The sequence below is a fragment of the Planotetraspora sp. A-T 1434 genome (assembly GCF_025420585.1).
GTDB lineage: Bacteria > Actinomycetota > Actinomycetes > Streptosporangiales > Streptosporangiaceae > JAOEGB01.
In genome coordinates, this window is sequence record NZ_JAOEGB010000015.1 from 84,714 (window position 1) to 98,527 (window position 13,814).

The window sequence follows — 13,814 nt, forward strand, 5'->3', positions numbered from 1 at the left end:
CGACTACCTGGTGGCCAGGAAGTACGCCGACATCTCCATCGAGGCCTCGACGACCTGGTAGTCCGGCTTGTGCCAGGTCGTGTCCTCGCCACGGGTCTTGCGACGCTTGCCGTGGGCCCGCGGGGGCTGCTTGCTGCCCTGGTCCTTCTGCTCCGCCATGAGCGCACCTGCCTTCCATGAGATGGTTCTCATTTGTTATGGACCCTTACGATCAACTCGTCAAGAGGTCCGGGGCGAATACATCGGAGCTGTCAACGGGCATGCGGGTACGGTGACATCCGCCAACACAGCGTTCGCTGCTTTCATCGGAGGTGTTCGGGATGCGCCGGCGTACCAGAAAGCCCGGCGCGCGAAGGCCTCCCCGGGACGCCCCCCCCCCGTCGCCGTGATCATGCAAGGTTTCCCGGGAAGCTCGGTGACGTGGGATTCCCCGGATCGTGATCATGCATCGATTCCGCCGCACGCGTCCTGACCAGGGCCGACACTGTTCGTGATCATGCAGTGCCCGCCCCTCGGGTACACCCTCGTGATGCATGATCACGCCGGACAAAACGCCACGTAGGACGGTGCGTGCGGGAGCATGTGCATGATCACGCCGCAAGGGGGGCTCGGAAGGGCCCACACCTTCTTTCCGTGCTTGACCGGCGTTCTAGGCGGAGCCGGCCGTGTCGAGCTCGGCGGCGAGGCCGTCCCACGGGAGCCGGTCGGGCGCGGCCGCCCGACCCTCGGCGCAGTGCCGCCGGAAGTCGCACCAGGAGCACACCGGCCCGGGGCTGGGCGGGAAGATCGCGTCGATCTCCGGCGGGACCTGTGCCGGACCCTGCGCCTGACCTTTTGCCGGACCCTGCGCCTGGCCTTTTGCCGGAGCCTGCGCCGGGACCTGCGCTGGATTGCGCTTCGGGACCTGCGCTCCCGTACGGCTTCCGCTCCGGCCCGCCCAGGCGCGGTAGGCCTCGTCGGCGGCGGACGCCTCCAGGGCGATCTCCTCGGCCCTGCGGAGATGGCGGCCGAGAGACTCGTCAGTGTGCTCCCACTCGATGACGGCGCCGGTGGGCAGGTGGTGGAGCTCTACCTGGCGGGAGGTCCGGTGCATCATGCGTGACGCCGCGATGGCGTAGATCGCCAGGGCGATCGAGGATCGGGCGTCGTCGGTGGTCAACGACCGGCGGCCGGTCTTGTAGTCCACCACGACGAGCTCGTCGCCGCGCCGGTCGAGCCGGTCCACCCGGCCCGAGACCGCGATGACCGCCGTCCGCGTGGCCACCGTGCGCTCGACACCGACCGGGTCGTCCGAGGGATCAAGGGTCTTGACATATCCGGACACCATTTCGCGGGCGCGGTCGCGCCATAAGGCCGACTGCTCCTCGTCGCGGTAGCCCTCGGTGATCCAGCCGTTCGTCACCAGGATCGCCGCCATCAGCGGCGTGCGGCGCTCGTACGGCTCGCGCCACCATCCGGCCAGCGCGTTGTGAACCGACGCTCCAAGGCTGTTGTGGGCCCATGCGGGGCCCTTCTGCGGGGCGGGGCGGTCGAGGTAGGTGAAGCGATACCGCCGGGCGCAATCGAGCCACGAGTTGAGGCGTGACGGCGTGCAGGTGTAGAGCCGCCTCGGCATGCCGTCGAGGCCGAGCTGCTCCATCGTCCCTACTCGTCGAGGTCCAGCTTGATACCCGACACGCCGGTGCCGTCCACCAGCGGCGGCGGCTCGGGCGTGACGGTCCCGGTGAGCGACCCGGCGAGCCAGCCGTCGAACTGCGGCTCCAGATCGCCGATGAGGCCCTCCTCGCCGTGGGCCGGCAGGACCCGGGTCTCGTGCGGCAGCGTGAACAGCCGCTCGCCGATGGAGGTGAGCTGGTCGGCGAGCGCGGGATACTCCCCGCCGAGCTTGCCGGGGCCGTCCATCAGCAGCGTCTTGCCGGTGAAGACCGCGCCGAGCTCCTCGCAGTAGAGGGAGACGCCGCCCTGGGTGACACCGGGGGTCGCCAGGACCTCCAGCTCGACGTCGGCGACCGCGAACAGGCCCTCGTCCTCCATGTCGATGTCGGGCCAGGTGTCCTCCCAGGTCTGCCGCCACAGGCGCTTGTCCTTGGGATGAACGGCGATCACGGCCTCGTCCTTGGCTGCCACCTCGATGGCGGCGCCCACGTGGTCGGGCAGGCCGTGGGTGCAGATGACGGCGAGGATCTCGCGGTCGCCCACCTTCTCCAGGATCTTCTCGGCGTCCCGCGCGGGATCGATGACGATCACCTCGTCGTCGTCGCCCACGATCCAGGTGTTGTTCTCGACCTTGTGCTCGGCGTCGTCGATCTCGACGAGGCCGGAGGTCACCACTCGTTCGATACGCGCTGTCACGGCTCAGAACCCTACTATCCTCAGCGGATCAGCCGAGCCATCTAGCTCTCTCCGTTCAGACGGGGGGAGAACGCCCCGAACGGCAGGTCCAGTGCCTGGTCCTGGTCGCGCAGGTCGCGGAGCGAGAGATGGGCCAGCGCGATGAAGCACCCGGCCTCGGCGGGCCACGCGATCGTCCAGAGCCAGTTGCCGAGGGCCTCCCCGACGTAGACAGCCCGGTCGCCCGGCACGCTCCCCGCGCACCACAGGGCCGTCGGGTGTCCGCGAGCGTCGATCTTCGCGTGCGGCGGTCCGGCGTCGAACCCGGCTCCGGGATCCGGGCCGTGCAACCCCGCGAGGGCGGCTCCGAGCCCGACTCCGGGCTCCTCGGCGACGAGCAGCATGTCGGCGGGACCATGGGTGACCGACGGGCCGGTCAGGGCGACGACGCTGGCCCTGGCCCCGCTGCGCTCGTCTCCCACCTCGGCGAAGCCCGTCACCAGCCAGCCCGGCGGCAGGGGCCACGGGATCCACACGGGAACCCGGGCGGCCTGGCACAGGGCCTCGACGGCGGCCTGGGAAGGGCGCCGGGGAGGCTGGAAGGGCAGGACGTCCCCGTGCTGGTCACAGCGCCAGGCGCTCGACCAGACGCTCGGCTCGTGCAGCGGCCCGAAACACCGCGGACACGTGGGCGCGGTTCTCACAACTACTCACGGTGCTGCGGGGAGCCGCCCACGTCAAGGACATACTCGTTATCGAGCCGTAATCTTGGCATGTGCGGTTCATCAGATGTGTCGGAGCGATCATCGCGGACGGCGACGGCAGGCTCCTGCTGGTCCGCCGGGGACGCCCGCCGGGAGAGGGGCTCTGGTCGCTGCCCGGCGGCAGAGTTGAGGCGGGCGAGACCGACACGGAGGCCGTGCGCCGTGAGGTGCACGAGGAGACCGGTCTCGACGTGGCCGTCGGCGCCCTCGCGGGGACCGTCGAGCGTCCCGGGCCCGGCGGCGTGACCTACGAGATCCACGACTACCTGGCCACCGCCTCAGGCGGGCCGTTCCGCGCCGGTGACGACGCCGCCGACGCCCGCTGGTGTCACCCCTCCGATCTCGTACGGCTCCCGCTCACCGACGGCCTCCTCGACGCCCTCTCAAGCTGGGGGATCATCGATCCCCCAGGCTAGCGAGTCGGCCAACCGTCGCCGTGATCATGCAGGGTTTCCCAAGAAGCTCGGGGACGCGGCTTTTCCCGAATCGTGATCATGCGTGGATTCCACCGCACGGGGTCTGAACAGGGCCGACACTGTTTGCGATCATGCAGTGTCTCTCCACCGGGCACACCCCTCGTCGTGCATGATCACGCCGCACAAAGCGCCAGGTGGGACGGAGCGTGCGGGAACATGCGCATGATCACGCCGCACAAAGCGCCAGGTGGGACGGGGCATACGGGAACATGTGCATGATCACGCGGCAGGTCTGGGTGAGGGATCATCGATCTCCGGTTGTGACCGAGCTGCGCCAGATCGTCAGGTGATCGTCGGCATAGGTCGTCGACCGGCCGATCGCCAGCACGCGGCTCCCCGAGACGGCCACCGTGCCGAGCCACTGGGCGCCCGGGCCGCCGAGACCGTCCTGGGTGAGCGTCTGCCGGGCCCAGTCGAGGCCGTCCTCGGAGATCCACGCGGCGCTGTCGCCCTCCCCCGCCGGCCCGTGGGATCCGACGGCGACCAGTCCCTGGCCGGTGACGGTCAGATCGAGCACCACCGCGGCCTCCTCGGCGGGCAGCCAGCCGTACTCCCAGTGCGCGCCGTTGTCCGTGGAGACGGCGGAGAATGGGCGGACGCCGTCGTCGGTCATGGCGGTGCCGACCGCCACGACGCCCGACTTGGTCGCCACGACGTGCCGCAGGCCCGCCGAGCGCGCGTCCGCGGGGACGACCCGGCTCTTCGACATCCAGTTGAGGCCGTCGGGCGAGACCCATACGACGCCGGTCTCCCGGTCGGCCGTACCCGACCCGCCGACCGCCATGAAGCCGGACGGCGTGGCGGTGACATCGCTGATGCGCACCCCCGCTCCCCCGGCGGGCATGCTGGCGGGCGCCGACCGGGTGAAGCGCTTGAGGTCGGGGCTGAACCAGAGGGCGGGCAGCGTTCCGGTCGCGCCACGGTCCTCGCCCACGAGGACGTAGCCCTTCCGCCCGGCCGTGACGACATGGGGCGCCAGCAGGAAGTGCCCGGCGGGGACGTCTATGGCCGGGCCCGGCCTCCAGGTCCTGCCGTCCGCCGAGGTCACGAGCAGCGGCCGGGTGACCGCCGGGTCGGTCATCGTGCCGCCGACCGCCAGCCATCCCTTGGAGCCGTGCGCCACTCCGCTCAGCGCCTGCCGGCCGGGGCCGCCGAGCAGGTCGGGGAAACCGGCGTCCTTCCAGTTGGCCCCGTTGTTCCCGCTGGTCCAGATCGCGGCGTCGCCGTTGGCCGAGCCGACCGCGACGAACGCGCCGCCCGCGGCCGCGACGTCGGCGGTGTCCCTGGCGAGGCGGTTCAGCCCCGCGATGGCCTCCAGCGGTACGGCCCTGGCCGACTTGCCCTTCTCCGCCGCCATGAGAACGGGCAGATTCTCCACGTCGCCCGGGCCGCGCTTGTCGCCGCCCGCGACGAGCACGCCCGTGTCGGTGATGGTGAGCCCCCGCAGCGTGCCCGGGATCTCGCCCAGGTCCGCGCTCTTGGTCCACTTGTGACCGTCGTCGCTGGTGAAGACGGCGTACTTCTCCCAGGCCGATTCGGTGACGGCCGCGATCCCCGCCGCCGACGACGCGAGGCCGCGGACTCCCGTGCCTTCGGAGCTGAGGTGCCCGATGACCCCGCACTGGCTCCAATGGGCGCCCTCCGGCGAGCAGTAGACGCCCACATCGCCAGCCGCCGACTTCTGCCGTGTCGGGACCAGGACGAACCCCTTCCTGGTCGCCACGAGCGCGCCCGGCTCCGGCCGCACGTCGGCGAGCGCCGCGGCCGTGCGCAGCCAGCTCCGGCCGCCGTCGTCCGACCGCAGGATCACCGAGACCGTGTCGCCCGATCCGGGATCGGCCAGCGCCACCACCTGGTTTCCGCGCGCGACCACGGCCCGCATTCCCCGCACCTTGTCCGGCGTGCCGATCTGGTCGGTGTCCACCCTCGACCAGCTCTTGCCATCGGGCGAGACCCAGGCCACCGGGCCCGCCGTGCCGTCTCCCAGGATCGTGGAGCCCACGGCGACGAAGCCGGTGGAGGTCCTGGCGAGATCGGCGATCCGGTCCTGGCTCCAGAAGGCGGTGAGCCCGGCCGGGTCCACCGCGGTCCACGACCTGCCGTCCGTGGACACCCACATCCCCCGGGCGGCCGGACCGGCGGATCCGGGGGCGTCGGTCCCGACGGCCAGCCAGCGCCCGCCGCCCCCGGTGACCCGGCCGACGGCGCCCGCGCTCGGTTCGTATCCGGCCGGGCCGGCGACCCGGCCCAGCTGCCAGTCCTTGCCGCCGTTCGGGGAGACGAGGAACAGCGGCCTCGGGAGAGGGCTCGTGGTGTCGCTGCCCACCGCGACGACCGTCGAGCCGACCGACGTGATCGCGTTGAGCACCTGGCTGGAGCCGTTGCCGGGCAGGCCGGGCGCGGCGAACGCCGCGTCGCCGGACTGGCCGTCCCCGGCCGCCAGCCGAAGGCCCGTCGTGGACGGGGTTCTGGCCCAGTTGACGACCCCCACGCCCAACAGGCCGGCCGCGATCAGGACCAGCGCGATGAGGACGGGCGTCACCAGCCTCCCGGGCCGGATTCGGCGTGGCGGAAGGACCCGCCGGTGGCGGCGTGTCCCGCCCCCTTTCGGCGGGCCAGTGGCCACCAGCACGTCCGGTTTGGCGGGCCTGCCTCCCGGTGGACGCCCGATTCGCTGCACCGGCTCCGGAACAGGCTCGTCCAACTCCCCGGAGACCGGGTGATGCGCCGGCTGATGCTCGGGCTGTCCCGGCCGCCTGGAACCGGGCTGGTGACCCCACCCCTGGGTCCGCTCAGGGTCGGACTGTTCGAGGTGCCCCGGCACAGACTGCTGCTGCGGCCACCCGGTTCCGGACTGGTGTCCCTGTTCGGGGACGGGCTGTTCGTGTCCGGGCGCGGACCGCTGACCCGGCTGTCCCGGCCACCCCGCACCAGGGTCGTGCCCCGGCTCGTCCGGCCACCCGGTGCCGGGATGGTGGCCCGGCCAGGGTGCCTGTTCGGGCTCGGCCGGGATCTCCGGGCGCATCCGGATGCCGCCGGACGAGTCCCCCGCACGGTGACGTGGGCCCTGCTCCGGCGGCGGACTGATCCGGGACTGCTCGCTCCCCGAGGAGCCATGCGCCGCGTCCCGGGAGGGGCCACGCGAAGGATCGCCCCAGGACTCACGGGAGGGATCACGCGGGGAAGGGTCTCCGGGGGCGCCGTCGGAGGGGCCGCTCGAAGCGTCGTCGCGGGAGGAGCCGCTCGGAGGGTTGCGTAAGGGGTCGCTCGGAGGTGTACGTAAGGGGTCGCGCGAGGGGTCACGCGGCGGGTACGGCGAGCGGCGCGCCCTTCTGGAGGGCATGGTCGACTCGGGGTCTTCGCTCGGGGTGCCGGACGGCGTTCGCGGCGGGCCGGAGGCGACGAGCTTGTCCGGCCGGTTCACCAGCCGCCGTGGCCTGCCGTCGGCCGATTCGGCGGGCTTTGGCGGGGCCGCCGCCGAAGGGCCGCCGGGCTCCTGCGCACGGCTGTGGCGAGGCTCGGGCGAGCCGTACGGCGCGGAGTAGGGCCGCCGCCCGCTGCGCGGGCCGTGCTCGGTCTCGGGCACAGACCCGGACGAAGTCCGGGGGGCGGACCCACGCGCGGACCCCTGCCCGGAGCCGGACACGGAGCCGGAGCCGGACACGGAGCCGGACGGAGGCCCGGACGCGGGATCGGACTCGGACCCGCCGGCGGACTCTCGGGCGGCCCCGGAGGCGGGGTCTGGCTGGGATCCGGGGGCTGGGGCCGGCTGGGGCGACCAGGTGTGCCCGGGAGGCTCAGTGTCCTCCGGATCTTCCGAGTCGTCCGGGACGGGCGCGCCGAATGGGGGCAGAGCCCACGGGGAGGGTCCCGGCGGGGAATGGTGCAGCGCCGGAGGCGACGCGTGCTGCGGCGGGGACTCCTCCTGGCTCTGGTCGTCGGCGGCGTGCCGGCGGTCGCGCTCGTGGGGGCCCGAGGACACGCCAGTACCTCCTACCTCTGGCCCAGAGGGGTTGTTCCGGACCGTTCCACCTCTTGTACGGCAAAGCGGACGCGATCATTTTGATACCCCATCACCATCCCAGAGCAACACGGGAACGCCGACGCGAACAGACCTCTCTAGTCAGATTTATCGGGAGACCGCCTGAATTGCCCTCTTTCGGGCGATTATTACTACGGCAAAGCCGTACACGGCGAACTGCACGACCGTTCCGGCGATGGACTGCCACGGCAGCGCGCCTTGCTGAAGGGCGCTCCCGAGGTCGCCGGAAGCGGCGGTGAGGCCGAACGCCACCACGTTGTTGGTCACGTGCAGCGCTATGGGCGCCTCAAGTCCTCCGGTGCGGACCGCGAGCCAGCCCATCAGGACTCCGAATCCGAACACGTACCCGATTCCCCAGTCGGTGTAGCCGTGCAGCGCGGCGAAAGCGGCCGAGCCCAGGAGGATGCCCGGCCACGGGTTCTTCAGGTAGGCCCCGAACGCCTGAAGGATCCAGCCGCGGAAGATGTACTCCTCGGCCGCCGCCTGGAAGGGGACCAGCAGGAGGATGACGACGATCGCGGGCAGGAAGCGGTCCCACCCCGCCCAGCCGTAGCCGGGGTCCGCCCCGGTCAGCACGAGCGTCACCGTCTCCGCGACCTGCGCCAGCGCGACCGCCACAAGGGCCACCAGGACGCACGTGGCGAGCCACCCCCAGCGGAGCCGGAAGGCGACCGACGAGAGCGTCCCAGGCGGCCGCCGCTGGATCACCCATGCCGCGCCGTACACCAGCGGGATGGCGAGGGCGAGCAGGCCAAGCTGGAACCCAAGGTCCAGGAGGGGATCGGTGAAGAACCGCGTGCCGTCCCGCGCCAGCGAGAGGTGGACGATCACGGAGAGGACCGAGGCGGCCAGGACCATCGCGAGCGACACGACGATGAATCCGGCGACGATGGCGAGTGAGCCGACGATCGGCCGCCACCAGCGATGCGCCGCCGTACGGGCCAGCCGGTCGTAACGGGTCCCCGGAGGCGGCGGCACCGCCCACGGCAGCCGCGCCGGCGCCTGCCACGGGTGGGCCGCCCCCGGGTACGACCCACCCGGATAGGCCGCCCATGGATGGGGTGACTGCGCCGGGTACGGCCCGCCATGCTGAGGCTCCCCCGGGTACAGCCGGCCCTGCTGAGGCTGAGCCCCGTACGGGTGGCCCGGCTGGGGCTGCCCCGGATACGGCTCACCCGCCGCGTACGGCAGGCCTGGCTGAGGCTCGGCCGGGTGATGAGGCTGAGCCGGATGGCGCTCCGGCGCTTGCGGGTGCGGCCAGGCCCGGTCCGGCTGTGGTTCGCTCATGGATCCATTGTTCGCAACGGCTCCTCGCCCCAGCGCGACGCCCCTGCCATGCGCGTGGCAACACTCCCCTCCACGTCTCCGGCCATGTGCGTAGAAGTCTCCGGCCATGTGCGTAGAAGTTCACAGACACCAGGCGGCGAAGGCAGTTCACTCGGGAAAGCACCCACCGAAATCATCCCAGGAGCACGCGAAATGAGCCGGCTAGGACCCATGTATACGCTGGCCGCGGGCGCGGTGATCGCCGTCGCCCTCGGAGCGGCCAGCTTGAAGGCGGCGCCTGTCATCCAGCAGGTCGCGGCGCAGGAAGACACGTCGCAGACGGCGTCGTCTCCCGCCGAGGCGTCCGCGAGCGCCACGCCAGAGGCCTCGGAGACACCCACGACACCCACGCCGACCACAACCGGCACCGCGACGCCTGCCGACACGACGCCGAAGAAGGCCGACTACGCGGGAGTCGCCCAGGGCAACGGCGGCCTCGTCGCGATCGCCGTCCGGAACGGCAAGGCGGTCGCGTACTTCTGCGACGGCCACATCGAGGCGTGGCTGAAGGGCACCGCCGAGAACAACACGATCACCCTCGAAGGCAGGGACTCGCTGATCACGGCGGCGCTCGGCGGCGGCAGGGCGCAGGGCAGGCTGCAGGTCGGCCACGCGAAGTGGCGGTTCGTCGCCCCCGTGGTGAAGAAGCCGTCCGGCCTCTACCGGGCCACCGCGATCGTCCGCGGCGCGAAGATCGTCGGCGGCTGGATCGTCCTCCCGAACGGCCAGGAGGTCGGGCGTGTGGCGATCGGCGGCAACGGCGAGCCCGCTCCTCAGTTCACGCCGGGCAGCCCAGTCGACTACTACGGGATCCCGCTACGGCCGCAGGACCCCGACTACTTCATCGACGAAGTCACCCCCTGACCGCCTGGAGCCCCCCATGAACGACACCCACGTCACCCCCAAGCAGAGCGTCGCTCCGCTCCTTGTGCCGCTGGTCGTCGGCGGCCTGGTCGCCGTCGCGCTCGGCGTGTACGGCAGGGCGCACGCCCCCACCGGGTTCGCCGTCGGCGTGGCCGGGTTCTCCGGGCCGCTGGCCATGAAGGCCTGGCTCACCACCGGCGCGGCCCTCCTCGCGATCGTCCAGGTGCTGTCCGCCATGGCGATGTGGGGCAAGATCAAGGTCAGTGCAGCCTGGGTCGCGCTCCTGCACCGCTGGTCGGGCCGGATCGCGTTCCTGCTGACGATCCCCGTGGCGTTCCACTGCCTGTACTCGCTGGGCGCGCAGTACGACGTGCCCCGCGTGATGATCCACTCGCTGCTCGGCTGCTTCTTCTACGGCGTCTTCACCGCGAAGATGCTGGCGCTGCCCCGGCGCGGCCTGCCTGGCTGGACGCTGCCGGTCCTCGGCGGCCTGGCCTTCACCGCGCTGATCGGTCTCTGGCTGACCTCGTCGTTCTGGTTCTTCACCACGATCGGCGTGCGGTTCTAGGGCGCTCCGCGCCAGATCACGAAAGACGTCTCTCCTGGTCAGACCGCACCACCGGGAAGGTGTGCATGATCACGACATGGGTTGGCGCAGGTCGGGGCGGGTCACGGGGAAAGTGAGCATGATCACGGCAAGGGGGGAGCGGGAGGGGTGAAGGAGGTCGGCCGGGGGAGGCCGGCGGCGCGGCCCTTGGCGGCGACCACGAGCGCCATCTTGCGCGAGGCCTCGTCGATCATCTCGTCGCCGAGCATGACGGCGCCCCGCTTCTCGACCGTCGTGTAGTAGTCGTAAGCGTCGAGGATGAGCTCGGCGTGGTCGTAGTCCTCCTGCGACGGCGCGAACACCTCGTTGGCGGCCTCCACCTGCGAGGGGTGCAGCACCCACTTGCCGTCGAACCCGAGCGCGGCGGCCCGGCGGGCCACTCTGCGGAAGCCGTCCAGGTCGCGGATCTGCAGGTACGGCCCGTCGATCGCCTGGAGATCATGAGCGCGGGCGGCCATCAGGATCCGCATGAGGATGTAGTGATAGGCGTCGCCCTCGCCGTACCCGGGCGGCTGCTCCCCCACCACCAGCGTCCGCATGCCGATCGAGGCCATGAAGTCGGCGGGGCCGAAGACCAGCGTCTCCAGCCGCGGCGACGCGCCCGCGATGTCGTCCACGTTGACGAGCCCGCGGGCGTTCTCGATCTGGGCCTCGATCCCGATCCGGCCCTCGGGCAGCCCGGTGGCCCGCTCGATCTGGCCCAGCAGGGTGTCGAGCCAGGCCACGTGGGAGGCGTCCTGGACCTTCGGCAGCATGACGCAGTCGAGCCGGTCCCCCGCGCTCTCGACGACCTCGATGACGTCGCGGTAGGTCCACTCGGTGGTCAGGTCGTTCACCCGGACGACGACGGTCTTTCCCGTCCAGTCGCCCTCGCGGAGCGCGCCGGCGACGTTCTTGCGCGCGTCCTCCTTCGCGCCGGGCGCGACGGAGTCCTCCAGGTCGAGGAACACCTCGTCGGCCGCCAGACCCTGGGCCTTCTCCAGAAACCGGGGGTTGCTTCCGGGCACCGCGAGGCAGGAACGTCGAGCACGCATGGCCACACGCTAGCGAGGGTCGCCCCAATCGTCGCGTCCGGGGGGGCGCGGCACCGCCTTCGTAGGCGGCCTTCGTAGGACCACCACAAGTGCCGCACGCGGAGCGGCCCTCTTTCGCTTGTACGGCAGGTCAGCCCCTGTCGATTCACTACAAATCAGGCCAAGTGTTCTTGGCTCCGCCCTCGTACGGCTTTCGCCACGGCCGGCGAACAATGGACAGCGGTAAAAGGGTCCTCCGCGCTGGGACAGGCGGAGGCAACGAGTGAAAAGGGAGCCAGCGATGGCCAACGCCGCCACGGGGGGCCGCCCCGCCGTACTGTCCGACCTCATTCCCGCCATCCCCGAGATTTCCGCCATGTCAGGAACGGCGCGGGCCCGCGTCCGGGACGCCGCACTGATCGTCGCGGGTGCCGCGTTGACCGGCCTGGCGGCGCAGCTCAGCGTGCCGGTGCCCGGCTCCCCGGTTCCGGTGACCGGCCAGACCTTCGCGGTCGTGCTTGCCGGCGCCGCGCTGGGCCTCAACCGGGCGGCGCTGAGCATGGCGTTCTACGCGATCGCGGGTGTGGCCGGGGTGCCGTGGTTCGTCGGGGGCAGCCACGGCTTCGGCGGCGCGACCTTCGGTTACGTCCTCGGGTTCATCGCGGCCGCCGCTCTCGTGGGCTGGCTCGCCGAGCGCGGCGGCGACCGCACGGTGGCCCGCACGGTCGGGACCATGGTCCTCGGCAACCTGGTGATCTACGCCTTCGGGCTTCCCGTGCTCATCGCGGTGACGCACATGGACCTCGGGACCGCCCTCGTCGAGGGTGCCGCGAAGTTCCTGATCGGCGACGCCCTGAAGATCGCCATCGCGGCCGGCCTCCTGCCCGCCGCGTGGTGGCTGACCCGCCGTTAGGCCAGATCTCCCGGGTCAGAGCTCCGCGAGGAACGCCGGGACGCGGTCCCGCATGAGGTCCGCCGGAGGACTGCCGTCGTGGAAGAGGATCGCTCCCATGCTCGGCCGGTCGGGCCGTGTGAAAGGCTGCCGGCATGAGCCTGCCGCTGATCGAAGAGGGCGCGAAGAAGTCCGGCATCCTGTGGATCGCGCTTCCCTCCGGCAGGCGGCTGGCCTGGCACGCGTGGCACGACGGCGCCATCTACGTCGTGACGGGCGGCGGCGAGCAGGACCTGCCCGGCCTGGTGGAGGCCGCCGAGGTCGAGATCATCCTTCGCAGCAAGGACAACGGGGCCGAGCTGGTCCGGTTCCCGGCCTCCGTCGAGGTCGTCGACCAGGCGGAGGCGGCCGAGGCAGTGGCCGTGCTGGCCAAGGAGCGCCTCAACGCCCCCGACGCGGCCGGCCTGGTCAGCCGCTGGGCCGCCCACTCGGCAGTCGTACGGCTGACGCCTCGGGAGCCGTAGCCGCGGCGGGCGAGAGCCGTACGGTAACGGACTGGGCGATCAGGGCGCCCGTGAGGACGATGACCCCTCCGGTGATCTGGGCGGCGCCGAGGTGCTCACCCAGGAGGACCCAGGCGATGACGGCGCCCGCGATGACCTCCACCGACGCGACCGTGGCCCCGACGGCGGCCGACAGGCGGCGGACCGCGGTGACCCCCGTGACGTACGCCGCGACGGTGGCGATCAGGATCAGCCAGACAGTGGCGCCGAGCACCGGCAGGGTGTGGCCGCCGAGGGTGGCGGCTCCGGCGAACGCTGACCAGGGGATCTGCCACGGCCGGGAGATTGGCAGGAGGACGACCGCCGACCCCGCCATGCCCCACGCGATGAGGCCCAGCGTGTCGACGTCGTCCGAGAAGGAGTCGCTCAGCAGGAAGTAACCGGCGCAGCAGGCGGACGCGATCACGGCCAGCAGGAGGCCGAGGGCGTCCAGCCGCAGCCCCTCCCAGACCTGCACGACGATCGCCAGGCCGACCACCGCGATGAGCGCGCCGAGGTAGGCCGTTCGCGGCAGCCGTACCCGCCGGACGAACCGCACCCAGAGCGCCACCATCACCGGCGAGGTGTACTCGATGAGCAGCGTGACGCCGACCGGCAGCCGCGTGATGGCGAGGAAGAACAGGGCCTGCACGGCCGCCACCGCCACGACGGCGTAGGCCGCGAAGAACAGCAGCCGGTCGCGCGGGATGCGCAGGGCACGCGGGCGGGCGATCGCGAGCACGACGAGGAGGATCAGGCCCGCTCCGGCCATCCGGACCCAGACGGCCTCGAGCGGCGTGAGTCCGGCGGCTCCGAGGAATTTCGCCATCGGACCCGAGAATCCGAAGCACAGGGCAGAAACGACCGCGATCCCCAGACCCACAGCCTTCACCGTCCATGTAATTACTGTTGAAGGCCTTTGATCCTGTCATATCAGCAAGTTGCTCGCATCTCCGC

The 13,814-nt window shown here is 71.5% G+C and carries 15 protein-coding genes; 7 read left to right on the top strand and 8 right to left on the bottom strand.

Features of this window, described 5'->3' with window-relative positions; all coding sequences use genetic code 11:
• Window positions 1–3 precede the first annotated feature (3 nt).
• The 4 genes from N5079_RS20485 to N5079_RS20500 all read right to left on the bottom strand — a co-directional run bounded on the left by N5079_RS20485 (window position 4) and on the right by N5079_RS20500 (window position 3,035).
• Window positions 4–159, bottom strand: coding sequence for a hypothetical protein (locus tag N5079_RS20485; RefSeq protein WP_261585554.1), 156 nt, complete (start codon window positions 157–159; stop codon window positions 4–6).
• 490 nt (window positions 160–649) lie between these two features.
• Complete coding sequence (locus N5079_RS20490; RefSeq protein ID WP_261585555.1) at window positions 650–1,639, bottom strand: RecB family exonuclease; 990 nt, start codon at window positions 1,637–1,639, stop codon at window positions 650–652.
• A 5-nt stretch (window positions 1,640–1,644) separates the two neighbouring features.
• Complete coding sequence (locus N5079_RS20495; RefSeq protein ID WP_261585556.1) at window positions 1,645–2,352, bottom strand: MBL fold metallo-hydrolase; 708 nt, start codon at window positions 2,350–2,352, stop codon at window positions 1,645–1,647.
• 41 nt (window positions 2,353–2,393) lie between these two features.
• Window positions 2,394–3,035: a DUF6758 family protein gene (locus tag N5079_RS20500; RefSeq protein WP_261585557.1), complete on the bottom strand. Its 642-nt coding sequence runs from the start codon at window positions 3,033–3,035 to the stop codon at window positions 2,394–2,396.
• 71 nt (window positions 3,036–3,106) lie between these two features.
• Here N5079_RS20500 and N5079_RS20505 point away from each other — a divergent pair, with 71 nt between their 5' ends.
• Window positions 3,107–3,511: an NUDIX hydrolase gene (locus N5079_RS20505; RefSeq protein ID WP_261585558.1), complete on the top strand. Its 405-nt coding sequence runs from the start codon at window positions 3,107–3,109 to the stop codon at window positions 3,509–3,511.
• Between the two features lie 304 nt (window positions 3,512–3,815).
• Here N5079_RS20505 and N5079_RS20510 read toward each other — a convergent pair whose 3' ends face one another.
• The gene (locus N5079_RS20510; protein WP_261585559.1) at window positions 3,816–6,113 is read right to left on the bottom strand and encodes a hypothetical protein; all 2,298 of its coding nucleotides are present in this window, start codon (window positions 6,111–6,113) and stop codon (window positions 3,816–3,818) included.
• 180 nt (window positions 6,114–6,293) lie between these two features.
• On the opposite strand from N5079_RS20510, the gene N5079_RS20515 reads away from it, so the two are divergent.
• A complete protein-coding gene (locus N5079_RS20515; protein ID WP_261585560.1) occupies window positions 6,294–6,830 on the top strand; it encodes a hypothetical protein in 537 nt (178 codons plus the stop codon).
• A complete protein-coding gene (locus N5079_RS20520; protein WP_261585561.1) occupies window positions 6,823–7,116 on the top strand; it encodes a hypothetical protein in 294 nt (97 codons plus the stop codon). The genes N5079_RS20515 and N5079_RS20520 overlap by 8 nt, the downstream gene beginning before the upstream one ends.
• A gap of 584 nt (window positions 7,117–7,700) precedes the next feature.
• Here N5079_RS20520 and N5079_RS20525 read toward each other — a convergent pair.
• Entirely contained in the window at window positions 7,701–8,900 is a 1,200-nt protein-coding gene (locus N5079_RS20525; RefSeq protein ID WP_261585562.1) for a CPBP family intramembrane glutamic endopeptidase, read from the bottom strand.
• A 192-nt stretch (window positions 8,901–9,092) separates the two neighbouring features.
• Here N5079_RS20525 and N5079_RS20530 point away from each other — a divergent pair, with 192 nt between their 5' ends.
• A complete protein-coding gene (locus N5079_RS20530; protein ID WP_261585563.1) occupies window positions 9,093–9,803 on the top strand; it encodes a hypothetical protein in 711 nt (236 codons plus the stop codon).
• 16 nt (window positions 9,804–9,819) lie between these two features.
• The gene (locus tag N5079_RS20535; protein ID WP_261585564.1) at window positions 9,820–10,371 is read left to right on the top strand and encodes a DUF6529 family protein; all 552 of its coding nucleotides are present in this window, start codon (window positions 9,820–9,822) and stop codon (window positions 10,369–10,371) included.
• Between the two features lie 122 nt (window positions 10,372–10,493).
• Here N5079_RS20535 and N5079_RS20540 read toward each other — a convergent pair whose 3' ends face one another.
• Window positions 10,494–11,444 (bottom strand): HpcH/HpaI aldolase/citrate lyase family protein, encoded by a 951-nt coding sequence (locus N5079_RS20540; protein WP_261585565.1) that lies wholly within the window; start codon window positions 11,442–11,444, stop codon window positions 10,494–10,496.
• 280 nt (window positions 11,445–11,724) lie between these two features.
• Here N5079_RS20540 and N5079_RS20545 point away from each other — a divergent pair, with 280 nt between their 5' ends.
• Together N5079_RS20545 and N5079_RS20550 are read left to right on the top strand one after the other, a co-directional pair.
• Entirely contained in the window at window positions 11,725–12,336 is a 612-nt protein-coding gene (locus N5079_RS20545) for a biotin transporter BioY (protein WP_261585566.1), read from the top strand.
• A 134-nt stretch (window positions 12,337–12,470) separates the two neighbouring features.
• Window positions 12,471–12,839: a hypothetical protein gene (locus N5079_RS20550; RefSeq protein ID WP_261585567.1), complete on the top strand. Its 369-nt coding sequence runs from the start codon at window positions 12,471–12,473 to the stop codon at window positions 12,837–12,839.
• Here the strand turns inward: N5079_RS20550 and N5079_RS20555 are convergent.
• Complete coding sequence (locus N5079_RS20555) at window positions 12,784–13,749, bottom strand: EamA family transporter (protein WP_261585568.1); 966 nt, start codon at window positions 13,747–13,749, stop codon at window positions 12,784–12,786. The two genes, N5079_RS20550 and N5079_RS20555, sit on opposite strands and share 56 nt — an antisense overlap.
• Window positions 13,750–13,814 lie beyond the last annotated feature (65 nt).